This window comes from Cellulomonas sp. P5_C6 (assembly GCF_054049635.1).
On sequence record NZ_JBFULZ010000066.1, the window covers coordinates 1 to 23,287 of the forward strand.

The 23,287-nt window shown below is 72.6% G+C and carries 20 protein-coding genes; 7 read left to right on the top strand and 13 right to left on the bottom strand.

The annotated features are described in order from the left end of the window. The 12 genes from ACXJKG_RS09745 to ACXJKG_RS09800 form a co-directional block, all read right to left on the bottom strand. Positions 1 to 594, bottom strand: a 594-nt coding sequence (locus tag ACXJKG_RS09745) for an AAA family ATPase (RefSeq protein ID WP_456845565.1), incomplete at its 3' end; no start/stop codon positions are given. Continuing rightward, a complete protein-coding gene (tmk, locus tag ACXJKG_RS09750; protein ID WP_456845566.1) occupies positions 591 to 1,232 on the bottom strand; it encodes a dTMP kinase in 642 nt (213 codons plus the stop codon). The genes tmk and ACXJKG_RS09745, both read right to left, overlap by 4 nt. A gap of 52 nt (positions 1,233 to 1,284) precedes the next feature. After that, positions 1,285 to 2,292 (bottom strand): Gfo/Idh/MocA family protein, encoded by a 1,008-nt coding sequence (locus ACXJKG_RS09755; RefSeq protein WP_456845567.1) that lies wholly within the window; start codon positions 2,290 to 2,292, stop codon positions 1,285 to 1,287. Positions 2,293 to 2,511: 219 nt separating this feature from the next. Beyond that, positions 2,512 to 5,232, bottom strand: coding sequence for a type I DNA topoisomerase (gene topA / locus ACXJKG_RS09760; RefSeq protein ID WP_456845568.1), 2,721 nt, complete (start codon positions 5,230 to 5,232; stop codon positions 2,512 to 2,514). A gap of 78 nt (positions 5,233 to 5,310) precedes the next feature. Further along, entirely contained in the window at positions 5,311 to 6,258 is a 948-nt protein-coding gene (locus tag ACXJKG_RS09765) for a phosphatase PAP2 family protein (RefSeq protein WP_456845569.1), read from the bottom strand. A gap of 141 nt (positions 6,259 to 6,399) precedes the next feature. Beyond that, complete coding sequence (locus ACXJKG_RS09770; protein ID WP_456845570.1) at positions 6,400 to 6,768, bottom strand: hypothetical protein; 369 nt, start codon at positions 6,766 to 6,768, stop codon at positions 6,400 to 6,402. A gap of 196 nt (positions 6,769 to 6,964) precedes the next feature. Beyond that, on the bottom strand, positions 6,965 to 8,089 hold the full coding sequence (locus ACXJKG_RS09775; protein ID WP_456845571.1) for an ABC transporter ATP-binding protein: 1,125 nt from the start codon (positions 8,087 to 8,089) through the stop codon (positions 6,965 to 6,967). Then, positions 8,086 to 9,078: an ABC transporter permease gene (locus ACXJKG_RS09780; RefSeq protein ID WP_456845572.1), complete on the bottom strand. Its 993-nt coding sequence runs from the start codon at positions 9,076 to 9,078 to the stop codon at positions 8,086 to 8,088. The genes ACXJKG_RS09775 and ACXJKG_RS09780 overlap by 4 nt, the downstream gene beginning before the upstream one ends. Before the next feature lies 1 nt (position 9,079). Further along, the gene (locus ACXJKG_RS09785) at positions 9,080 to 10,057 is read right to left on the bottom strand and encodes an ABC transporter permease (protein ID WP_456845573.1); all 978 of its coding nucleotides are present in this window, start codon (positions 10,055 to 10,057) and stop codon (positions 9,080 to 9,082) included. Beyond that, positions 10,054 to 11,136, bottom strand: coding sequence for an ABC transporter ATP-binding protein (locus tag ACXJKG_RS09790; protein ID WP_456845574.1), 1,083 nt, complete (start codon positions 11,134 to 11,136; stop codon positions 10,054 to 10,056). Before ACXJKG_RS09790 ends, ACXJKG_RS09785 begins: the two co-directional genes overlap by 4 nt. 86 nt (positions 11,137 to 11,222) lie before the next feature. Continuing rightward, the gene (locus tag ACXJKG_RS09795) at positions 11,223 to 12,911 is read right to left on the bottom strand and encodes an ABC transporter substrate-binding protein (RefSeq protein WP_456845575.1); all 1,689 of its coding nucleotides are present in this window, start codon (positions 12,909 to 12,911) and stop codon (positions 11,223 to 11,225) included. A 125-nt stretch (positions 12,912 to 13,036) separates the two neighbouring features. Beyond that, positions 13,037 to 15,559 (bottom strand): beta-d-glucosidase, encoded by a 2,523-nt coding sequence (locus tag ACXJKG_RS09800; RefSeq protein ID WP_456845576.1) that lies wholly within the window; start codon positions 15,557 to 15,559, stop codon positions 13,037 to 13,039. Between the two features lie 99 nt (positions 15,560 to 15,658). Here ACXJKG_RS09800 and ACXJKG_RS09805 point away from each other — a divergent pair, with 99 nt between their 5' ends. The 4 genes from ACXJKG_RS09805 to ACXJKG_RS09820 all read left to right on the top strand — a co-directional run bounded on the left by ACXJKG_RS09805 (position 15,659) and on the right by ACXJKG_RS09820 (position 19,168). Beyond that, entirely contained in the window at positions 15,659 to 16,312 is a 654-nt protein-coding gene (locus tag ACXJKG_RS09805) for a TetR/AcrR family transcriptional regulator (RefSeq protein ID WP_456845577.1), read from the top strand. A gap of 78 nt (positions 16,313 to 16,390) precedes the next feature. Beyond that, positions 16,391 to 17,128: a response regulator transcription factor gene (locus ACXJKG_RS09810; RefSeq protein WP_456845578.1), complete on the top strand. Its 738-nt coding sequence runs from the start codon at positions 16,391 to 16,393 to the stop codon at positions 17,126 to 17,128. Between the two features lie 14 nt (positions 17,129 to 17,142). Continuing rightward, a complete protein-coding gene (locus ACXJKG_RS09815) occupies positions 17,143 to 18,699 on the top strand; it encodes a sensor histidine kinase (RefSeq protein WP_456845579.1) in 1,557 nt (518 codons plus the stop codon). Positions 18,700 to 18,787: 88 nt separating this feature from the next. Beyond that, on the top strand, positions 18,788 to 19,168 hold the full coding sequence (locus tag ACXJKG_RS09820; protein WP_456845580.1) for a VOC family protein: 381 nt from the start codon (positions 18,788 to 18,790) through the stop codon (positions 19,166 to 19,168). 18 nt (positions 19,169 to 19,186) lie between these two features. Here ACXJKG_RS09820 and ACXJKG_RS09825 read toward each other — a convergent pair whose 3' ends face one another. Continuing rightward, positions 19,187 to 20,044: a hypothetical protein gene (locus tag ACXJKG_RS09825; RefSeq protein WP_456845581.1), complete on the bottom strand. Its 858-nt coding sequence runs from the start codon at positions 20,042 to 20,044 to the stop codon at positions 19,187 to 19,189. Positions 20,045 to 20,245: 201 nt separating this feature from the next. Here ACXJKG_RS09825 and radA point away from each other — a divergent pair, with 201 nt between their 5' ends. The 3 genes from radA to ACXJKG_RS09840 all read left to right on the top strand — a co-directional run bounded on the left by radA (position 20,246) and on the right by ACXJKG_RS09840 (position 23,264). Beyond that, entirely contained in the window at positions 20,246 to 21,667 is a 1,422-nt protein-coding gene (gene radA / locus ACXJKG_RS09830) for a DNA repair protein RadA (RefSeq protein WP_456845582.1), read from the top strand. Positions 21,668 to 21,903: 236 nt separating this feature from the next. Further along, the gene (locus tag ACXJKG_RS09835) at positions 21,904 to 22,134 is read left to right on the top strand and encodes a hypothetical protein (RefSeq protein ID WP_456845583.1); all 231 of its coding nucleotides are present in this window, start codon (positions 21,904 to 21,906) and stop codon (positions 22,132 to 22,134) included. Positions 22,135 to 22,202: 68 nt separating this feature from the next. Beyond that, positions 22,203 to 23,264, top strand: coding sequence for a LacI family DNA-binding transcriptional regulator (locus tag ACXJKG_RS09840; protein ID WP_456845584.1), 1,062 nt, complete (start codon positions 22,203 to 22,205; stop codon positions 23,262 to 23,264). Positions 23,265 to 23,287: the final 23 nt, after the last annotated feature.

Here is a 23,287-nt window from a genome sequence, read left to right on the forward strand (position 1 = left end):
GCCCACGTGGCTCTGCGCCGCCCGGGCCGCGATCGCAGCGACCGCCGGGTCCACGCCGTCGCGGGAGACGAGCAGGGCGGCGACGGCGTCGACCGGGGGCACGCGCAGCGCCACCGCGCGGCTGCGGGAGCGGATGGTGACCAGGACGTCCTGCGGGCTCGGCGCGCACAGCACCCAGACCGTCCGCCCTGCGGGCTCCTCGATCGCCTTCAGGAGCGAGTTTCCGCTGGTGTCGTTCAGCCGGTCCGCGTCCTCGATGATGATGACCCGGTGCCGCCCCTGCGCCGGCGCCCGCTGCGCCAGCTCGACCAGCGGGCGCGCGGTCTCCGCGCGGATGAACACCCCCTCGGTCGCGACGACGGTCACGTCCGGGTGCAGCCCGCGCAGGGTGGTCGTGCAGTCGTGGCAGACGCCGCAGCCGCCGGTGGCGCACTGCAGCGCCGCGGCGAACGCGCGGGCCGCGTTGGACCGGCCCGACCCCGGCGGTCCGGTGAGCAGCCACGCGTGCGTCATCGCGGACGGGTCCTCGACCGCGTGGCGCAGCACCTCGACGGCGGGCTCCTGCCCGATGACGTCGTCCCAGACGCTGGTCACGGCGTCAGCCCGAGGATGCCGGCGACCCGCTCGCGGATCGCCGCCGCCAGCTGGTCGACCGGCCAGGTCGCGTCCAGCACGAGCCAGCGCCCGGGCTCGGCCTCGGCGCGCCCGAGGAACGCCTCGCGCGTGCGGCGGTGGAACTCGTCGCCGGCGCGCTCGAGCCGGTCCGGGTCGCCGGTGAGCCGCGACCGGCCCTGGACCGGGTCGAGGTCCAGCAGCACGGTCAGGGTGGGCAGCAGCCCGTCGACGGCCCACAGGGAGAGCCGCTCGACCTCGTCGGCCCCCAGGTCCCGGCCGCTGCCCTGGTAGGCGACGGAGGAGTCGAGGTAGCGGTCGGTGACGACCACGGCGCCGCGCGCGAGCGCCGGCCGCACCAGCGACGCGACGTGGTGCGCGCGGTCGGTGGCGTACAGCAGCGCCTCGGTGCGGGCGTCGACATGGTCCCCGTGCAGGACGGCGTCCCGCAGCAGCTGCCCGAGCTCGGTCCCGCCCGGCTCGCGGGTCAGCACGACCTCGCGCCCCAGGCCCGTCAGCCAGTCGCCCAGCAGCCGCGCCTGGGTGGACTTGCCGGCGCCGTCGCCGCCCTCGAACGAGACGAAGAGTCCCTGGTGCAGCGGGGCGTCGGTCGAGGTCACGTGCGTCAGGGTAGCCGCCCGCGGTGACAGCCCCGACGAGCCGGAGCCGAGGTCACTCGCCGGGGTAGCTCACGCCGATCAGTGACCGGACGGTGTCCATGGTCCGCAGGACCTCGAGCGTGTTGCCCCAGGTCATCCGCGGGCTCTCGGTGGCGCCGAGGGCGACCTGGCGGGCGACCTCCGCGGCCTCGTACTGCAGGCCCTTGGTGCCCGGCTGGTCGAACTCCCAGACCCGCCCGTCCAGGCGCTGCACCCGGAACGACGTGGGTGCGTAGAAGCTGCCCTTGACCACGATGTTGCCCTCGGTGCCCGAGATCAGCGCCATGGTCGGGGTCTTGGCCCACATGGTCGTCGACAGCGTGGCCTGCGTGCGGTCGCCGTACGACAGGACGATCGAGATCTGCCCGTCGACGCCCGTCGTGGTCAGCTGCCCGGTCGCCTGGACGTCGTCCGGGACGCCGAGGAAGTCGTGCGCGAACGAGACCGGGTACACGCCGAGGTCCAGCAGCGCCCCGCCGGCGAGCGCCGGGTCGAACAGCCGGCTCTTCGGGTCGAACGTGAACGCCTGGCCGTGGTCCGCGGAGAGGTTGATGATCTCGCCGATCTCGCCCGCGTCGATCACCTGGTGCAGCGCGTAGACGTGCGGCAGGAACCGCGTCCACATGGCCTCCATCACGAAGACCCCGACCTCGCGGGCCGCCGCGAAGACCTCCTCGGCCTCCCCCGCGTTGCGCGTGAACGCCTTCTCCACCAGCACGTGCTTGCCTGCGCGGATGGCGAGGAGCGCCTGCTCCTTGTGCTCGGAGTGCGGGGTCGCGATGTAGACCGCGTCGACCTGCGTGTCCTCGACGAGCTCCCGGTAGCCGACGTGGGTCGTGGGGATGTGGTGCGCGGTGGCGAAGCGCTGGGCGCGGTCCTTGTTCCGCGAGCCCACGGCGACCAGCTGGGCGCGGGTGTGCGCGTTGACCGCGGACGCGAACGTCGCGGCGATGTTCCCGGCGCCGAGGATGCCCCAGCGGATCGGCGGTGCGGTGCGAGGGTCCTGCGCGCGGTCTGCCATGGGCGACAACCTAGCGCGCACGGCGACACCCGCGAGGCGGACCCCGAGGCGGGCCACGCGCCGGACCGACCTGACGAGGTCGTGAGTTTCCGACGACGTCGTGAGCTGCAGCTGACGACCTCGTCGGAAAGTGACGACCTCGTCGCCACGTGCCCGCACGTTGCCGCCGGTGACGTGATGGTGGGCTCGGCGCTGACGCGCGAGACCTGTGCGGCCGACCTATTTCTTGGCGGCGGCCTTGCTCTTCGCAGGGGCGCGGCGGGCCGGCGCCTTCTTCTTCGCGGGCGCGGACGCGCGCTTCTCGGCCAGCAGCTCGACGGCCTGCTCGCGCGTGATCGACTCGGGCGTGAGGTCGCGCGGCAGGGTGCGGTTGGTGACCCCGTCGGTGACGTACGCGCCGAACCGACCCTCCTTCACGGTGATCGGCTTCTCCGACGTCGGGTCGTCGCCCAGCTCCCGCAGCGGCGGCGCGGAGGTGGCGCCGCGCCCGCGCTTGGGCTGCGCGTAGATGGCCAGCGCCTCGTCGAGCGTCGTCGTGAAGAGGGCCTCCTCGGACGCGAGGGTGCGCGAGTCGGTGCCCTTCTTCAGGTACGGGCCGTAGCGGCCGTTCTGGGCGGTGATCTCGGTGCCGGTCTCGGGGTCGACGCCGACCACGCGCGGCAGGGACAGGAGCGTGAGAGCGTCCTCGAGCGTGATCGTCTGCAGCGACATCGACTTGAACAGCGACGCCGTCCGGGGCTTCGGTGCGGCGGCCAGGGCGCGCTTCTGGGCGGCCGCCGACAGCGAGGTGTCGATCTCGGGGTCGGGCAGGACCTCGGTGACGTACGGCCCGTAGCGCCCGTTGCGCGCCACGATCGGCGTCCCGGCGACGGGGTCGGTGCCCAGCACCTGGTCGCCCTCGGGCTGCGTCTCGAGCAGCTCGCGGGCCTTGGCCACGGTCAGCTCGTCGGGCGCCAGCTCCTCGGGGACGGACGCGCGGCGCGGGTTGCCGTCCTCGCCGGGCTCCGCCCAGGAGTCCTCGAGGTACGGCCCGTACCGGCCGACGCGCAGCACGATGCCCTCACCGATCGGGATCGAGTTGACCTCGCGGGCGTCGATCTCGCCCAGGTTCGCGACGAGGTCGCGCAGACCCTCGCCCTCCTCGTTGCCCGAGCCGTCGCCGAAGTAGAACCGGGACAGCCACGCCACCCGGTCCTTGTCGCCGGCGGCGATCGCGTCGAGGTCCTCCTCCATCTCGGCCGTGAAGTCGTAGTCGACCAGCCAGTCGAAGTTCTCCTCCAGCAGCCGCGTGACGGCGAACGCCAGCCACGACGGCACGAGCGCCTGCCCGCGACCGGTCACGTAGCCGCGGTCCTGGATGACGGAGATGGTGGCGGCGTAGGTGGACGGGCGGCCGATCCCGCGCTCCTCGAGCGCCTTGACCAGCGACGCCTCGGTGTAGCGCGGCGGCGGCGAGGTCCGGTGGCCGTCGGCGGTCAGGTCAGTGCCCGTGACCGGGTCGCCCTCCGCCATCTTCGGCAGCCGGGCGTCGTCCTTCTCGGCGGCGGCCTCCTCGGTCGAGTCGTACCGCGAGWCGTCGCGGCCCTCCTCGTACGCGGCGAGGAACCCGCGGAAGGTGATGACGGTGCCCGACGCGGAGAACAGGACGTCCGTGCCGTCCGCGGCCGTGGCCCCGAGGCGGACCGAGGCGGTCTGGCCGCGGGCGTCGGCCATCTGCGACGCGACGGTGCGCTTCCAGATCAGCTCGTACAGCCGGAACTGGTCGCCGGACAGCTCCTTGGCCACCTGCGCGGGGGTCCGGAAGTGGTCACCGGCGGGGCGGATGGCCTCGTGGGCCTCCTGCGCACCCTTCGCCTTGCTCGCGTACACGCGCGGCGCGTCCGGGATGTACTCGGCGCCGTACAGCTCCGAGGCCTGCCGGCGCGCGGCGTCGATGGCCTGCGAGCTCAGCGACGAGGAGTCGGTACGCATGTAGGTGATGTAGCCGTTCTCATACAGCCCCTGCGCGGTGCGCATGGTCTGCCGCGACGCCATCCGCAGCTTGCGCGAGGCCTCCTGCTGCAGCGTCGAGGTGGTGAACGGTGCCGCCGGGCGGCGCGTGTACGGCTTGGTCTCCAAGCTGGTGACGGAGAACGCGGAGTCGGCCAGGCCCGCCACCAGCGAGGACGCACGGGCCTCGTCGAGGTGGGCGACGTCCGCGGCCCGCAGCTCGCCCGAGTCCAGGAAGTCGCGACCGGTGGCCACGCGCTGTCCGTCGACCGACGTCAGGCGGGCGTCGAACGACGGCTCGGCCGCGTCGGACACGGCGAACGTCCCGGTGATGTCCCAGTAGTCGGCGGCGACGAACGCCATGCGCTCGCGCTCGCGCTCGACCACCAGGCGGGTGGCGACGGACTGCACGCGGCCGGCGGACAGGCCCTGGCGGACCTTGCGCCACAGGACCGGGCTGACCTCGTAGCCGTACAGGCGGTCGAGGATGCGTCGGGTCTCCTGGGCGTCGACCAGCCGGTCGTCGAGCTCCCGGGTGTTGGCCAGCGCGCGCTGGATGGCCTCGCGGGTGATCTCGTGGAACACCATGCGCTTGACCGGGACCTTGGGCTTCAGCTCCTGCAGCAGGTGCCAGGCGATGGCCTCGCCCTCGCGGTCCTCATCGGTGGCCAGGAAGAGCTCGTCCGAGTCCTTCAGCAGCTTCTTGAGCTCGCTGACCTTCTTCTTCTTGTCCTGGTCGACCACGTAGTAGGGGGCGAAGCCGTTGTCGACGTCGACCGCGAACTTGCCGAACGGACCCTTCTTCATGTCCGCCGGGAGCTCCGAGGGCTGGGGCAGGTCACGGATGTGCCCGACGCTCGCCTCGACGTCGTACCCCTCGCCGAGGTACCCGGCGATCGTGCGCGCCTTGGCGGGCGACTCCACGATCACGAGCTTGCGCCCTGCAGACATCGGTCAGGCCCTTCTCAGACTTCGACGGGCCGGACGACCCGCTTCCACGTGCACCGCTGGGGACTCTACGGCGTCCCGTCAACCCCGCGGCAATCGGGATGCCGCGGCCTGCCGCAGCACCAGCATGACGGCGAAAGCCAGGCACGACGCCATCAGGGCACCCGCGGCACCGCCGAGATAGGCCGTGACCTGCTCCGCGCGGGCCTCGAGATCGCCCAGGTTCTCGAAGGTGTGCGACAGCGCGACGGCAGCCGACGCGCCGGCAGCGACGCCGACGATCAGCAGCCCCGCGACGACCGCACGCATGGTCGCGGGCGTGGGCGGCGGGTCGCCCACGATCCGCAGCGCCCCCGTCGTGGTCGACGCGCGCGCCGGGGTCAGGGCCACCAGCGCGCACGCGATCGCGGTCCACGCGAGCACCACGAGGATAGCCGCGACGACGTCCGACGGCCGGTGCCACTGCCCGATGAGGGTCGAGACGCCGGTCGCCGTCGTGTACCCCGCGCCGAGCACCGCCGCCCAGGGCCGCGCCCGCGGCGGGACGACCAGCAGCAGCGCCGCCGACACCGACGCCGCCGCCGTGGTGTGGCCGCTGGGCAGGGTGTTGCCGTACGAGGCCTCGACGCCGAGCTCGGGGCGGTAGAAGACGATGTTCTTGAGCACGCGGGTGGTGAGGTTGGCGCCGATCATCAGCACGGCCACCTGCACGGCCAGGGACCAGCGCCGGCGCAGCGCGGCGATGACCATCGCGGCGACCAGCACCACGGCGATGAAGCCGACCGACACCACCGAGAGCACCCGCTCGGCCACCCGCCACAGCTGCGTCTGCCCGTACGCCGCGCCCTGCAGAGCCGCGTTCTCGACCTCCTGGCCGGCCAGGGTGTCGACGAACACCCGCCACAGCACGAACACGCCGACGAACGAGAGGGCCGCGACCACCAGGCAGACCGTCACCACCACGCCGCGGCGGTCCCGGACGACCGGGACCTGCCGCACGGGCGCGGGGATGACGGGGGTGTCGCTCACCGCACCACGGTAGGTCACCAGGTCCGCCCGGACGGACGCGGCACCACCGCCCGTCCCCGTGCCCCAGGACCCGCGCGCCCTCTCCGCACCGTCCGCAGATCCAGTCGTCGGGACGCTCGGACGTGCGGGCGTCACGGTGCCTCAGGGCACGGGTGCCGGCTCGTCCGGTCCGACGACGACCGCGTGCCGGCACCCGCCCAGCCGCGCCCGCACGTCGGCGTCCGCGTTGATGCACAGCAGGCAACCGCCGCGGCGCTCGAGCTCCCAGCCGGCCTCGTCGATCGCGTCGGCCGCCTGCCCGCTGCGCAGGCTCACGGCCGCCAGGTCGAGCACCACCAGCGACGCCGACCCGGACARCGCGCCCAGCAGCGTGCGGAGCCGCCCGACGTCGGCCCGGCCGAACGACCCCGCCGGCCGCACGTTGGCGGTAAGCCAGGCAGAGACAGCGGGAACAGCGGAGACAGCGGGAACAGCGGGAACGGCGGGTACGGCTGCGGTCACGGTGCTCATGGCAGGCCTCCGGGCTGGGTCCGTCACGCGGTGCTCCGCGTGTGGGAACCACTTCACCCACGCGGCCTGTGCGGTTCCTGGACCTGACCCTCTCGTGACCTGTGCTTCCCGAGGTCCGCCCCGCCCCGGGTGACGCGCGCGCCCCGTGGAGTGGGCGGTCGCGGCGGAGGTACCGGGAGCGGGGCGGGGATCGGGGTCAGCGGACGGACAGCTCCACCGGCACGGGGACCGGCGCGAACCCGGCGGCCTGGACGGTCGCGGGGTCGTGCCGCAGGCAGGCGACGGACCGCCGGGGGTCGTCGCCCTCGACCAGGGGCGCGACGAGCTCCGGCGTGATGGCGGCGCACGCGTCGAACACGTGCGCGCACCGGTCCCGGTACGGGCAGCCGCTCGGCAGGTTCGACATGTCCGGCGGCGAGCCGGGGATGCCGGTCAGCTCGCGGCGCGGCCCGCGCAGGGGCGGGAACGAGTGCAGGAGCGCGTCGGAGTACGGGTGCCGCGGGCGCCGGTACATGTCCTGCGCCGAGGCGTCCTCGACGATCTCGCCGGCGTACATGATCGCGATCCGGTCGGCGATCTCGATGAGCAGCGAGACGTCGTGCGTGATGAAGATGACCGAGAACCCGAGCCGGTCGCGCAGCTCGGCGATCTGCTCGACGATCTGCCGCTGCATCACCACGTCGAGGGCCGTCGTCGGCTCGTCCATGATCAGCACCTGCGGGTCGAGCGCCAGCGCCATGGCGATCATGACGCGCTGCCGCATGCCGCCCGACAGCTGGTGCGGGTAGTCCCGCAGCCGGTCCGCGGAGATGCCGACCAGCTCGAGCATGCCGGCGGACCGCTCGAGGGCCTCCTTCTTGCTGATCCCCGGGACGTGCGCGGTGATGGCGTCGGCGATCTGGCGCCCGATCCGGTAGACCGGGTTGAGCGAGTTCATCGCGCCCTGGAACACGATCGCGAGGTCCTGCCAGCGGGTGGCCCGCAGCTGCTGGTCGTTCAGCGTGAGGATGTCGGTCTGCGTCCCGGAGCGGTCGGTGAAGATGACCTCCCCGCCCGTGATCAGGCCCGGGGGCGGCAGCAGCCGGGTGGCCGCGTAGGCCAGCGTCGACTTGCCGCAGCCCGACTCTCCCGCCAGCCCGAGCACCTCGCCGCGGTTCAGGGTCAGCGAGACCTGGCGCAGCACGTGCGTCGGGTCGTCGTCGTACCCGTAGTCGACCGAGAGGTTCTTGATCTCGAGCACGGGATCGGTGGCGGCGGCGTTCGCCCGGAACGCGCGCTGGGCGGTCTCGGCACTCATGCTGCGGCCGGTCACGGCATTCACGCTCTGTCCTCCTTGGCCTCGTAGACCACCGGCGTGAAGCCGATGCGGGGGCGGATCTTGCGCTGCCGCATGGTGCGGGCGTTGAGCCCGACCGACCGCAGGCGCGGGTTGACGAACTCGTCGATGCCGAAGTTGATCAGCGTCAGCGCCATGCCGAGCAGGGCGATGAGCAGACCGGCCGGAACGAACCACCACCACGCGCCGCGCTGCAGGGCGAGCTGCGCCTGGGCCCAGTACAGGACCGTGCCCCAGTTCCACTCGTTGGTGGGCGTGATGCCGACGAACGACAACGTGATCTGCGAGAGGACGGCGAACCCGACGGTGCCGACGAAGCCCGCCGCGATGATCGCGGTGAGGTTGGGCAGGATCTCCGCGGTGATGATCCGCCACGTGCTCTCGCCGTTGGCTCTCGCGGCCTCGACGAAGTCGCGTCTCCGGAGCGACAGGGTCTGCGCCCGGAGCACGCGTGCGCCCCACGCCCAGCCGGTCGCCGCGATCACGAGCGCGACGGTCAGGCCGCCGGCGGAGGGCAGCTGACCCGCGATGATGATGATGAGCGGAAGCTGCGGGATGACCAGGAACACGTTGGACAGCGCGGACAGGCCCTCGTCGCCCAGGCCGCCGATGTAGCCGGCGGTCACCCCGACCAGCACGCCGATCACCGTCGCGACCGTGCCGGCCACGAACCCGACCACGAGCACGCTGCGGGTGCCCAGGATCAGCTGGCTCATGATGTCCTGCCCCTGGTGCGTGGTGCCCATGAGGTGCTGCCACGACGGCGGCTGCAGGATCGCCTTGCTGCGCTCGTTCGGGTCGTACGGCGCGATCCACGGCCCGATGATCGCGATGAGGAAGAAGAACCCGAGGATCGTCAGACCCGCGAGCGCCTTGGCGTTGCGCATGAAGAGGAACCGGCGCTTGCCCTTGCGGGGGGTCGTCGGGTCGGGAGAGATCTCCAGGTCCTCGAGGAACGCGGCTTCGACGGTCATGTCAGCCCTCCTGACGCGTACGGGGGTCGAGCACGCCGTAGGCGAAGTCGGCCAGGATGTTGGCGAGCAGCACCGCGAAGGTGATCACCAGGAAGCAGCCCTGCATGAGGGGGTAGTCCTTCGCGTTCACCGCGCTGAACAGGTAGTACCCGATGCCCTGGTACGAGAACACGATCTCCATGACCAGCGTGCCGCCGACGATGAAGCCGAGCGACAGGGCGAAGCTGGACACCTGCGGCAGGATCGCGTTCCGCGCGGCGTAGCCCATCCGCACGGTCCGCTCCTTGAGGCCCTTGGCCTGCGCGACGGTCACGTAGTCCTCCGACGACACGGTGACCATCATGTTGCGCATGCCCAGCATCCAGCCGGCGATCGACGACACGACGATCGTCATCGCTGGGAGGAACCCGTAGTAGATGACGGACCCGATGAACTCCCACGACAGGTTGGGCACCATGCTGCGGTCGTAGCTGCCGCTTGCCGGGAACCAGCCGAGCGTCACCGAGAAGATCGAGATGGCGATCAGGGCCAGCCAGAAGTACGGCACGGCCGAGAAGAACGTCGACAGCGGCAGCAGCCCGTCCATCCAGGTGCCGCGGCGCCAGCCGATGCCCGTGCCCACCAGCGTGCCGATGGTGAAGCTGATGAGGGTCGCGATGCCGACGAGCCCGATGGTCCACGGCAGCGCCTGCTTGATCACGTCGATCACCGGGGTCATGTACGTGAAGGAGATGCCCAGGTTGCCGTGCAGCAGGAGCCGCCAGTACTCGACGTACTGGTCCCAGAGGCTCATGTTCTTGTCCAGCCCGAACAGCGTGCGCAGGGCCTCGGCGGCGTCGGGGCTGATCCGGCCCTGGTTCTTGGCGATCAGGGCGCTGACCGGGTCGCCGGGCATGATCCGCGGGATGAAGAAGTTGATGGTGATCGCCGCCCAGGCGGTGATCAGGTAGAAGACGATCCGTCGCGCGAAGAACCTCATCGGTCGTCCTCCGTCACGGCGGCGAGCAGGTCGGCGTCCACCGCGGGTCGCTCGCCGTAGGCCTCGAGCACCGAGCCCAGCGTCGGGCGGTCCTCGCGGTCGGCGTACCCCCAGCAGGCGGCCTCGCGGCCCTCCCCCACGGGCATGAGCTGCGGGACCTCGGTCCGGCACACGTCGTTGGCGAACGGGCAGCGCGGGTTGAACCGGCAGCCGGCGGGCGGGGCGACCAGGCTCGGCGCCTCGCCGCGGGCGCCGCGGGCGCGGGCCTCGAGGTCGTCGGGGTCCGGCGCCGACCGCACGAGCAGCTGGGTGTACGGGTGCTTGGGGTCCTGCGTGACCGACTCGGAGTCGCCCGTCTCGACCACGCGGCCGKCGTACATGACCATCGTGGTGTCGGCGAAGTACCGGGCCGACGCGATGTCGTGCGTGATGTAGAGGATGGCGAGCTGCAGGCGGTCCCGCAGGTCGCGCAGCAGGTTGAGGATGCCCAGCCGGATCGACACGTCGAGCATCGAGATCGGCTCGTCGGCCAGCAGCACCTCGGGGTCGGCCGCGAGCGCACGGGCGATGGCGACGCGCTGGCGCTGACCGCCGGAGAGCTCGTGCGGGAACTTGTCGATGTACCTTGCCGCCGGGCGCAGCTGGACGCGGTCCAGGAGCTCCTCGAGCGCGGCCTCGAGCTCGACGCCGCGCAACCGGCCGCGGTGGATCTTGAGGCTGCGGGTCAGCATGTAGCGCACGGTGTGCACGGGGTTCAGCGATCCGAAGGGGTCCTGGAAGATCATCTGGACCTTGCGCACGTACAGGCCGAACGCGCGCCGGTTCTTGGCCGTGGCGTCCTGCCCGTGCAGCAGGATCTGGCCGCCGGTGACGGGCATCAGCTGCGCGAGCAGCCGGGCGATCGTGGACTTGCCGGAGCCGGACTCCCCCACCAGCGCGACGACCTTGCCGCGGTACAGCGAGAGGTTCACGTCGTCGACGGCGTGCACGACCTTCTTGGAGCGGAAGCCGCGGACGGGGAAGTGCTTGCGCAGGTCGACGGCCTGCAGGACTGGCGGGTCTTCGTGCGGGGAGCTCATCGGGTCACCTTGGGTCAGTGTGCGGACCGGGCACGGGGTGCGGCGGGCGAGTGTGACCTCGCCCACCTCGTTCATCGGGTGTCAGCTCAGTTGGTGGGCTTGAGCTTCGACAGGATGAGTGCGGCCTGCGGGCCCGTCGGCTGCGGGTTCGCGTACGGGTCCTCGTCGGTCGGGAAGCCCGTGTAGTTGACCGTCGAGTACTGCGCGACGGCCGGGCGCGACCAGATGACCAGGCCCGGGACGTCCTCGACGAAGTGCTTCTGGACGATGTCCAGTGCCGCGGCGCGGTCGTTGTCCGACGTGCCGGCCTTGAAGTCGGCGAGGGCCTTGGTGACCTCGTCGTTCTGGTAACGACCGAAGTTCCAGGTCGCCGGCTGGCCGAGCGGCACGTAGGACGCGCCGTCCATGATGTTGGAGTACATGTTCCACGGCGTGGAACCTCCGTCGGTCCAGTGCAGCGACGCCTGGAAGTTGCCCAGCGGGATGATGTCGTTGAACCAGGTGTCCTGGACGACGCCCTCGACGGTGGCCTCGGCACCCAGCTTCTTCGCGCCCTCGCCGATGATCCCCAGTGCGTCGAGGTAGTCGGTCCAGCCGGTCGGGTTCTGGAGCTTGAAGGTGACCTTCTCGCCGCTCGGGTCGATCAGCGCACCCGAGCCGTCCCAGGTGTAGCCGGCGTCCTTGAGGACGCTCTTGGCGCCGTCGACGTCGACCGTGAGCTCGTCGTCCGMGTACGCGTCGGAGATGAACGCGTCACCCGAGGGCTGCGGCAGGCCGGTCACGCTCGTGATCTGCGGCCACACGCCGTAGCCGGCGGTGGTCGAGATGTCCGCGCGGTCCACGACCATGTTCAGCGCCTTGCGGAACGCCAGGTCGTTGAACGGCTTCGTCTCGTTGTTCAGGTAGAGCACGTCGACGCCGAAGCCGCCGCCCGCCACCTGGTGGAAGTGGTCGGGGTCCTTGGCGATGAACGTGTTCTCGAAGTCCGGGATGAACGTCCAGCCCCACTGCGCCTCACCCGTGGTGAGGGCGGTGGTCAGGCCCGCGTTGTCGTTGAACGTGTCGTACCGGAGCGTGCCGACCAGCGGCTTGGTGCCCCAGTAGTCGGTGTTCGGGTCCAGCGTCACCGACTGCGGCGTGAACGACTTGAGCTTGAACGGGCCGGTGCCCACCATGTCGTCGTCGGTCCACGTGACCGGGTCCTGGCCCTCCCACAGGTGCTTCGGGACGATCAGGAGCTTGTACAGCTTGGCCTGGTTGACGTACTGGCCGGTGTTGAAGTTCACCGTCACCTTGTTGCCGTCGACCGTGATGTCGCCGTACTGGTCGGGGAAGTCGGTGTTCAGCTCCTTGTTGTCCTTGCGGAGCTGGATCGAGTACGCGATGTCGTCGGCGGTGAAGTCCGTGCCGTCCGACCACTTCACGCCGTCGCGAGCGGTGATGACGGCCTGCGTGGAGTCCGGGTTCCACTCGACGGACTGGGCGAGCCAGGGCGTCGGGGGGTCCGTCGGCTTGAGCTCGTTGACCTGCATGAGCGACTCGTAGACCGCGAACGCGTACCCGAGCGAGAGCGACGCGGAGCCGTTCGCGAGCGGGTTCTGGTTGGGCTGCTGCGGGCCGTTCGGCATGCCGATCGTCAGGATCTTGTCCGAGGCGCCACCGGTGGCRCCGCCGGACGAGTCGTCGCTGCTACCACCGCTGCCGGAGCAGGCGGTGGCGAGCAGCGCGAGGGTGGCCGCCGTTGCGACCACCGTCGAGAGCTTGCGGATTCTCACGAGTGCCTCCTTGCACTGATGTCGGAACTGCTGGTCGTTCACTTCTGGTACCGGCCCGACGGGACTGCGGAACTCGTCGGACCGGAGCTTTCTCGTGCCTGGTCGGGCTGCGGGTTGCTGTGCGACTACGCCGGTGCGGGCCTGGTGAGGACCACGTCGGCAGTGAGGCGCAGGTCGTCCGAGGAGCGACCCACGCGGATCGGGTAGGTACCGGCCGGGGTGACCCAGCCGGGCTGTGCGGAGTCCCAGGTCCGGAACGCCTCGGCGTCCACCCGGACCTGGACTTCTGCGTGCTCGCCGGCGGCGGCGTGCACGACGCTGAACCCGCCGAGCCACCGGACCGGGCGGTCGCCAGCAGGCGACCCGTCCGTCGGAGGCTCGACGTAGACCTGGACCACCTCGCGCCCGTCGCGGGCGCCGGTGTTGCGGACGGTGACGTCCAGGACGACGGAACCGTCGGTGTCGACGGCGGCAGTCACTGCCTCGTACTCCCACGTGGTCCACCCGAGGCCGTGGCCGAACGGGGCGGCGGGCGTGCGGCCGAGCCGGAGCCACGACCGGTACCCGACGTGGACACCCTCGTGGTACTCCACGACCCCGTCGACGGGGATCGCGTCCGGCACCGGCACGTCGGACTCGTGCGCCGGGAGCGTCCAGGGCAGGCGCCCGGTCGGCTCGGTGACACCGGTGAGCACGTCGGCCAGCGCCTCGGGCCACTCCTGGCCACCGAGCCACCCCCACAGGACGCACGGCACCTCGTCGAGCCACGGCAGCAGCACGGGGGCGCCGGCATTGACGACGACGATCGTGCGGGGGTTGGCGGCGAGCGCGGCCTTGACCAGCTGGTCCTGCGTGCCGGGCAGCGCCAGGCTCGTGCGGTCGTACCCCTCGGACTCGATCTCCTCGTTGGTGCCGACGACGACCACCGCGAGGTCGGCCGCGGCGGCGGCCTCGACGGCCACCGCGAGCAGCTCGTCCGGGGACGTGCCGGGGATGCGGTGCACCAGCTCGGCGCGGGCGAAGCTGGGGTACCCGACCGGGTGGATGGCCTGCACCACGGCGTCGATCTCGACCGTCGTCGGCTCGGTCACGTCGATGACGAGCATGGCGGGGGCCGGCTGGTTGACGCTCGAGTCGAGGATGACCTCGGCGCCGACCACGTGCTCGCTGGTGGAGAGCAGCTGCCCGCCCACCGTGATCGCGTGCCTGCCGACCGTCCCGACGCCGACCTCGTGGCGGCCGGGCTCGTCGAGCCGGACGGTGGTGCGGATGCGCAACGCGGCCGCGGGGCCGGGGACCTCGCGCAGCCAGCCGTTCCACGCGGTCACGTCGGCGCCCGTCAGCACCGCCCCGTCGGCGTCGAGCAGCTCACCGAGCGCGCCGACGTGCCCCTCGGGCGTCGTGCAGCGGCCGGCCAGGTCGAGCGACGGCGGCAGCAGGCGGGACACGGCGCCGGGGTGGGTCTCGATCGCGACCTCGCCGAACGCCTCGCGCAGCGCGGCCTCGGGAGTCGACAGGTGGTCCGGACGGACGAACGCCGAGCCGCCGCCCTGCACGAACGGGTGAACGGCGTTGGGCCCGAGCAGGGCGATCCGGGTGACGTCGTCGGGTGAGACCGGCAGCGCGTGCTCGTCGTCGCGGAGCACCACCATCGACCGGGACACCAGCTCGCGGAGCACGCCGCGCACGTCCACGTCGGCCACGCGGTCGCGGTTCGCACCCGACGGCTCGACGCCCTCGAGCGCGCCGACGCGCTGGGCGAGGCGCAGCAGGCGCAGCACCTTGGCGTCCAGCAGCGACTCGCTGACGTCGCCGCTGGTCACCGCGTCGAGCAGCCCGTCGCCCCATGGGCCGTCCGGTCCGGGCATCTGCAGGTCGAGCCCGCCCTCGGCGGCTCCGACCACGGACTTGGTGGCCACCCAGTCGCTCATCACGACGCCGTCGAAGCCCCACTCGTCCTTGAGCACGCCGGTCAGCAGCGGGCGGTGCTCGGCGGCGGTGGCGGCCGTGGTCCCGTCGTCGATCCCGGAGTACGCGCTCATGACCGACCAGGCCTGGGCGTCGTGCACCAGCTTCTCGAAGGGGGCGAGGTAGACCTCGCGCAGCGTCTTCTCGTCGACGCGCGCCAGGTAGCTGGTGCGCTGCGTCTCGGAGTCGTTGGCGACGAAGTGCTTGACGCACATGCCCACGCCGCGGTCCTGCGCCGATCGCACGACGTGCACGGCGATCGCTCCCGTGAGCAGCGGGTCCTCGGAGTAGCACTCGAAGTGGCGGCCGCCGACGGGCGTGCGCTGCAGGTTSACCTGSGGRGCGAGCACGAYGTCGACCCCGTGSCGGCGGGCCTCGGMGGCGAACACCYGSCCGAGCTCGTCGGCGAGGTCCACGTCCCACGTCGCGGCGAGCGCGCTCGGGGCGGGGAAGGAGGCCGACGTCTCGTCGGCGGACTCGGAGACGCCGCGGACGCCGGCGGGGCCGTCGGAGACGTGCATCGCCCGCAGGCCGATGTGCGGGATCGCGGTGGTGGACCAGAGGCCGGCACCGACGACGAGGCGGACCTTCTCCTCGAGGGAGAGGGCAGCCAGCAGCTCGTCGAGCGAGGAGGTGGGCCGTTCAGCCGTGGGCGGCTGGGTGGCCGTGTCGAGTGACACAGCGCGTGCTCCGATCGGACGTCGTTGTCTTCTGTCGAGAATGAAAGCACAACTTACTGACCTGTCAGTAAGTGCGATGATCACAGTATGGTTTCAGTCATGGACGACGCCGTTCCCCCCGCCGCAGCGCCGCAGCGCCGCGCGCGGCAGCCCCGCCAGGCCACCGCCGAGCGGCGGGCCGAGATCCTGCGGGCGGCCGCCAACACCTTCGGGTCCAAGGGGTACAAGAACGGCTCGCTCGCGGAGGTCGCCGAGCAGGTCGGCATCACGCACGCCGGCGTCCTGCACCACTTCGGCTCCAAGGAGCAGCTGCTGGTCGAGGTGCTGGAGTTCCGCGACAAGGAGGACGTCCGGGACCTCGAGGGTCAGCACATCCCCGGCGGCCTCGAGCTCTTCCACCACCTGGTCCGCACCGCGCGCATGAACGTCGACCGGCCCGGCATCGTCCAGGGCTACTCCGTCCTCACGGGCGAGTCCGTCACCGAGAACCACCCCGCCCGCGCCTGGGTCACCGACCGCTTCCGCGTCCTGCGCGGCGAGATCTCGACGGCGCTGCTCGAGGTCGGCGCGGGAGCGGTCTCACCCGAGACGGCCGACTGCGCGGCGAGCGCCATCATCGGCGTCATGGACGGCCTGCAGGTGCAGTGGCTGCTCGACGAGAACGTGGACCTGCCCGCCGCCACGCAGTTCGCGATCGAGGCCATCCTCGCCGCCGCCCTGCAGGACACCGCGCGCCCGCACCCGCTCGACTGACCGACCCCCTCCGAGAGACTCAGACATTTCACAGGTTCGGTCCAGGTGTACGCCAGGAACCAGTCCGAGTCTGGGGACATGACGACGACCACACTCCGCCGACCGGACGCCCTGACCCGTGCCGACGGCTCCCCCGTCCGTGCGCTCGTGGTCGACGACGAGCCGACCCTTGCCGAGCTGCTCTCGACCGCCCTGCGCTACGAGGGCTGGCAGGTCGACCACGCGCTGAGCGGCCACGCCGCCGTCCGCGCCGCCAAGGCCCTCGACCCCGACGTCATCGTGCTCGACGTCATGCTCCCGGACCTGTCCGGCATCGACGTGCTCCGCCGCGTCCGCGCCACGCACCCGAACGTCCCCGTGCTGTTCCTCACCGCCAAGGACGCGGTCGAGGACCGGATCGCCGGCCTCACCGCCGGTGGCGACGACTACGTCACCAAGCCGTTCAGCCTCGAGGAGGTCGTCGCCCGCCTGCGCGCCCTGCTGCGCCGGACCGGTGCGGTGTCGGAGCGCGAGGAGGCCGTCCTGGTCGTCGGCGACCTGCGGATGGACGAGGACAGCCACGAGGTGTCCCGCGGCGGCGACGACATCCGCCTCACCGCCACCGAGTTCGAGCTGCTCCGCTACTTCATGCGCAACCCCAAGCGCGTGCTGTCCAAGGCCCAGATCCTCGACCGCGTGTGGCAGTACGACTTCGGCGGCCAGGCCAACATCGTCGAGCTCTACGTGTCCTACCTGCGGCGCAAGATCGACAAGGGGCGCACGCCGATGCTGCACACCCTGCGTGGCGTCGGCTACGTGCTGAAGCCGTCCGTCTGAGGTTGGCTGTCCCCATGGGAACCACCCGTCCGCGGTGGACGCTGCGGCGACGCCTCGTCGCGGTCGTCGTCGCGCTCGTCGCGGTCGTCGCCGCAGCCATGGGGACCATCTCGACCCTCGCGCTGCACAGCTCCCTGATCACGCAGCTCGACGAGAAGCTCACCGCGGCCCACCACCGCGCGGCCGACGGACCCGTGCGCGAGGGCGCGCTGGCCGGCTCCCCCGGGCAGGTCTTCGAGCCGCCGGCCGTCGGCGCGGGCAACTTCCGGCCCGGCCAGGACGCCGGCACGGTCAACGTCGAGCAGCCCGCGGGCGTCGACCCCGCCGACCTCAGCGCGTTCCAGGCCGGCTACGTCGGCGAGGACGGCACGCCCACGGCCCTGACCACCGAGCAGGCCACCCAGATGCTCGCCGTCCCCGCCGACGGCGACGCCCACTCGATCACCCTGGCCGGCCTGGGCACCTACCGGGCCGTCGCCAGCGTCGGCGACGACGGCACCACCAACGTCACCGCGCTGCCGACCGCGACCATGACCAGCACGATCACGACGTTCGTCGTCGTCGAGATCGTCGTCGCCGCGCTCGCCCTGCTCTGCGCCGCCGCCGCCGGGCTGGTGCTCGTGCGCCGCGAGCTGCGGCCCCTGGACCGGGTGGTCGGCACCGCCAACCGGGTCGCCCAGCTCCCCCTCGACCGCGGCGAGGTCGTGCTCGCCGACCGCGTGCCGGAGGCCGACACCGACCCCGCGACCGAGGTCGGCCAGGTGGGCGCCGCGCTCAACCAGCTGCTCGGCCACGTCGAGCAGGCGCTCGCCTCGCGGCACGAGTCCGAGTCGCAGGTGCGCCAGTTCGTCGCCRAYGCCAGCCACGAGCTGCGCACGCCGCTGGCCTCGATCCGCGGGTACGCCGAGCTGGTCCGCCGGTCCCCCGAGGAGATGCCGGTGGGCGCCCTGCAGGCCATGTCCCGCGTCGAGTCGGAGTCCCTCCGGATGACCGCCCTGCTGGAGGACATGCTGCTGCTCGCGCGGCTCGACGCCGGCCGGCCGCTGGCGTCGGAACCCGTGGACCTGACCGTGCTGGCCATCGACGCCGTCACCGACGCCCACGCCGCCGGGCCGGACCACGACTGGCAGCTCGACCTGCCGTCGTCGCCCGACGAGCTCGACGACGCCGACGACGTCCTCGTGGTCGGCGACGACCACCGCCTGCGTCAGGTGCTGGCCAACCTGCTGTCGAACGCGCGGCTGCACACCCCCGCCGGCACCACCGTCACCGTCCGCGTGCGCCGGTCCGGCGGCTCCGTCGTGGTGCAGGTCGCCGACGACGGGCCCGGCATCCCCCCTGCCCTGYGCGAGAGCCTGTTCCAGCGGTTCACCCGCGGTGACGCCTCCCGCAACAGCGCCACCGGGTCCACCGGCCTGGGCCTCGCGATCGTGCACGCCGTGGTCACGGCCCACGGCGGGACCATCACGGTCGACAGCAGCACCGGGACCGGCTCGGGCACGACGTTCACGGTCACCCTCCCGGCGGCGCCGACCCCGGCCCCGACACCGCGCACCCCGGTCCGCCTCTGACCCGCCGCTCCGCGGACGTCGGGTGGCCGGGCGCGGTCCCTCGGGGGAACCTGGAGGCGTCCAGCGACGGATCTCCCCAGGAGTGGTGATGGCCGACCTCAGCAAGGCGTTCAGCGGGTTCTCGACCGACGACGTCCCGGCCGCGCGGGCGTTCTACGCCGACGTGCTCGGGCTCGACGTGTCCGAGGAGAACGGGATGCTGTCCCTGCACTTCGAGGGGGGTCACGACGTGCTGATCTACCCCAAGGGCCCGGCGCACACGCCCGCGACGTACACGGTGCTCAACTTCCCGGTCGAGGACGTGCCCGGCACCGTCGCCGACCTGCGGGCGCGCGGCGTGGAGTTCGAGAAGTACGCGGGCACGCCCGGCGAGACCGACGACGACTTCGTGTTCCGCAAGGGCGGCCCGCTGATCGCCTGGTTCACGGACCCGGGCGGCAACGTGCTGTCGATCATCGCCGCGAGCTGACCGCCGGCGTCAGGGTCGTCAGAGCGGGAACGCGTTGTAGAAGTCGACGACGTCGGCCAGCGGGACCGTGGCCTGGAAGACGGCGCTGCCGTTGGTCCAGACCGCGATGCCCGTGCCGTCGCCGGCGTCGGCGATCGAGTAGGTGCCGGCCTTCGCGCCGCCCGCCGTGACGTCGCCGCTCTGCGGCAGGGTCGGGCCCGCGGGCGAGGCGGACGCGGACGGAGCAGGCGGGGCGGCCGGGAACGCGGCGACCAGCGTCGCGGCGAACGCGGTGGCCTCCTCGGGCGTCTCCCACTGCCCGGACCGGACCGTGACCGTGCCGCTGCCCCCGTCGGTGTACGTCTCGGTGTAGGCCTCGAGGGCTCCGGCGGCCTGCCACTCGGCGTCGGGCGCCGAGGTCGCGAGCGCGTACTGCAGGACGGTCGTGGGCAGGGCGGCCGCGAACGCGGTGGTCGCGGGCCGGGCGACGGCGGCGACGGTCGGCGTCGGCGACGGCAGCAGGACGGTCGACGCGGCGGCCGGCGGCGGGGTGTCCGTCGAGTCGCCCTTCGAGCCGGTGACGATCGCGATGATGACCGCGGCGGCGATGAGGACGACGACGCCGATGATCACGGGGATCAGCCAGCGGGGGCGGCTCGACGCCGGGGGCTCCTGGTCGACGGGCGTCGCGGGGGTCACCGCGGGGGGCGTCCCGAGCACCGGCGGGAAGCCCGAGCCGGAGGTCGTGGGAGCCGGACCGGGTGCGGGCGTCGGCGTGGGGGCTGTGGGSGGGGGGGTCGCCGGCGTCGTCGGGGGCCGGACCTGCCAGTTCGAGATCGGCGGCGGCGTCGGCGGACCGCTGGGCCGCTCGGGGCCGGGACGGCCGGTGTCGCTCATCGGGGCTCCCCCTTGCATCGCGTCGCCCGAACCCTCGCCGGACGCCCCGCAGCCTACCGACGCAATCTCGTCCCACGACGTCGCGGCGCCGGAGGGTCGCCAGGGCGCCACCCGACCGCCCGACCCGGGTCCGCGGTGTCGAACACGTGTTCGGCGTGGCGCGCGACTGCTCTGTCAGAGGCTCCCGTTAGCGTGCAGCGCGTGACCTCGAGCCCTGCCAAGCGCCCCGACCGCAGCACCCGTCCGGGCTTCCGCTGCACSGAGTGCGGCTGGACCGCGAGCAAGTGGGTGGGCCGSTGCGGSGAGTGCCAGSMGTGGGGSTCGGTCGTCGAGGACACCGGCCCGGGCGGCGGCGCGCCGCGCACGGTCGCCACGTCCCCCGCGCGCACGCCCGCGCAGCCCATCGACCAGATCGACGTCGAGACCGCCCGCTCGCGCCCCACGGGGGTCGACGAGCTGGACCGGGTGCTCGGCGGCGGCATCGTCCCCGGCGCTGTCGTGCTGCTGGCAGGCGAGCCGGGCGTCGGGAAGTCGACCCTCCTGCTCGACGTGGCGGCGCGCGCGGCCCGCACCGGCCGCACCGTGCTCTACGTGACCGGCGAGGAGTCGGCGGCGCAGGTCCGCCTTCGGGCCGGGCGGATCCACGCGCTCGACCCCCGGCTGCTGCTCACCGCCGAGACCGACCTCGGCACCGTCCTCGGGCACATCGAGCACGTCGACCCCGACCTGCTGGTGCTCGACTCGATCCAGACGATCGCGTCCGCGCAGGTGGAGGGCACGGCGGGGGGCGTCTCGCAGGTGCGCGAGGTGGCCACCGCGGTGATCCAGGCCGCCAAGGCCCGGGACATGCCGGTCGTCCTCATCGGGCACGTGACCAAGGACGGGTCGGTCGCCGGTCCGCGCACGCTCGAGCACCTGGTCGACGTCGTCTGCCAGTTCGAGGGCGAGCGGCACTCACGCCTGCGCATGCTGCGGGCCACCAAGAACCGCTACGGACCGACGGACGAGGTCGGCTGCTTCGACCTGTCCGAGTCGGGGATCGTCGGGCTGGCCGACCCCAGCGGGCTGTTCGTGTCGCAGGCGCTGCACGCGGTGCCGGGCACGTGCCTGACCGTGACGCTCGAGGGTCGCCGGCCGCTGGTGACGGAGGTCCAGTCGCTGGTCGCGCCGAGCGCCGTGCCGAACCCTCGCCGGACCACCAGCGGCGTGGACAGCAGCCGGCTCGCCATGGTGCTCGCCGTGCTGCAGCGCCGGCTCGGCGCGCGCCTCGCGGACCAGGACGTCTACGTCTCGACCATCGGCGGCGCGCGCGTGGCCGAGCCCGGCGCGGACCTGGCGCTCGCCCTGGCCGCGCTCAGCTCCCGGGAGAACGTGCCGCTGCCGCGGGGGCTGGTCGCGATCGGCGAGATCGGGCTCGCCGGCGAGATCCGGACGGTGTCCGGGGTCGGCCGACGCCTGGCCGAGGCGGCCCGGCTCGGGTTCACGCGCGCGATCGTGCCCGCCGGCGCGCTCGACGGCGCGACGCCCCCGGCCGGGATCACCGTGCTGATGGCGGCCGACCTGATCGAGGCCGTGACCGCCGCCGGCCTGGTGCCGGAGACGGCGGCGGCCGGGCGGCGCTGAGCCGGCCCGGGCAACGTCGCCCGGGCCGATCGGGCCGCGCCGTCGTCAGGAGCCCGGGGGCGGGTCGCCCAGCTCCCACCGGATGACCCACAGCGCGGCCCCGGGCCCGCGGTCTCCGCATCTGAGCGGGGCCATCAGCCTTCTCCACAAGAACTCCGATATTCGTCTTGACCGGTACAGACTCCAGGGGTAACTTTATCGGTACAGAAGTACGACAACCCGACAGGAGAAGCCCGATGTCGATGGACAGCTCGCAGCTCGGTCTGCTGCTCGGTGTGAACGTCGCCCAGCGCGAGGCGGACAGCGCACGACCCTGGGCCCCGGAGGTTGCGGAGCCGGAGCCGATCCCCCGCGTCCGCCGGACCCGGGCACCACGCACCCGCCGCACGCTCGCCGGGGCGCTGCACCACCTGGCCGACGCCGTCGCCCCCGCCTGCACCACCGAGGCGGGTCACCCGGCGCGATGACGCTCTCGCCCCCGGGACACGTCCCGGCGACCTACCCTGTCCCGCATGGAGCGGAACAGGGTGGCGTCATGTCCCGGGTGACGCTGCAGACGATCGCCGACAAGGTCGGCGTCAGCCGGATGACCGTGTCCAACGCGTTCTCCCGCCCGGACCAGCTCTCGGCGGAGATGCGCCGCACGATCCTCGCGGCCGCGAGCGACCTCGGGTACGTCGGCCCCGACCCGTCGGCCCGCGCGCTGGCCCGCGGCACCACCGGCGCCGTCGGCGTGCTGCTCACGGAGTCGGTGGGTGCCGCGTTCCGGGACCCGATCGCCGCCGCATTCTTCGGGGCGGTCGCCGAGGAGCTCGCCCCGACCGGGCTGGCCGTCGTGCTGCTCCCCTCGACGGGCGCCGAGGGCATGATCCCGGCCCGCGACATCCCCATGGACGGCGCCCTGGTCTACGGCTGCGCCGCCGACTACCCCGCGGTCGACTGGCTGGTGAAGCGCCGGCTCCCGCTGGTCTTCGTCGACGGCGAGCCGGTGGCCGACGCCGACAGCGTGCTGCTGGACGAGCAGCACGGCGCACGCCTGGGCGCCGAGCACCTGCTCGAGCTGGGCCACCGCCGGATCGGCATCCTCACCATGAACGTGCAGGTCCCGCCCGGGCTCGCCCCCGACCCGGCAGCGGCGGGCTCCGGGTTCGTGGCGCGCGAGCGCCAGGCGGGCTGGATGGCACCGCTCGACGCGGCGGGCGTCACGCCGATGGTCATGGAGGTGCACGACAACGTCGAGCCCTACATCTCCGAGGGCGCCCGTGCCCTGCTCAACCGCCCGGACCGGCCGACCGCGGTGCTGTGCTTCTCCGACCTGATGGCGGCCGCCGTGGTGCACGCGGCCGAGGAGCTCGGGCTGCGCGTGCCGCAGGACGTCTCCGTCATCGGCTTCGACGACTCGCCCCTGGCCCGCCGCCTGCGGCCGGCGCTGACCACGGTCCACCAGGACTTCGCCGCCAAGGGCAAGGCCGCGGCCGACGCGCTGACCTCGTCGATCGCACGCTTTCGCGCGGCTGCGGCGCCCGCCCCGGAGCAGCACCGGATCCTGGTGGATCTGGTGGTCCGCGACAGCACGGCTCCGCCCGCCGCCGACTGACGMGGGCCCGCCTCGCGTGAAGA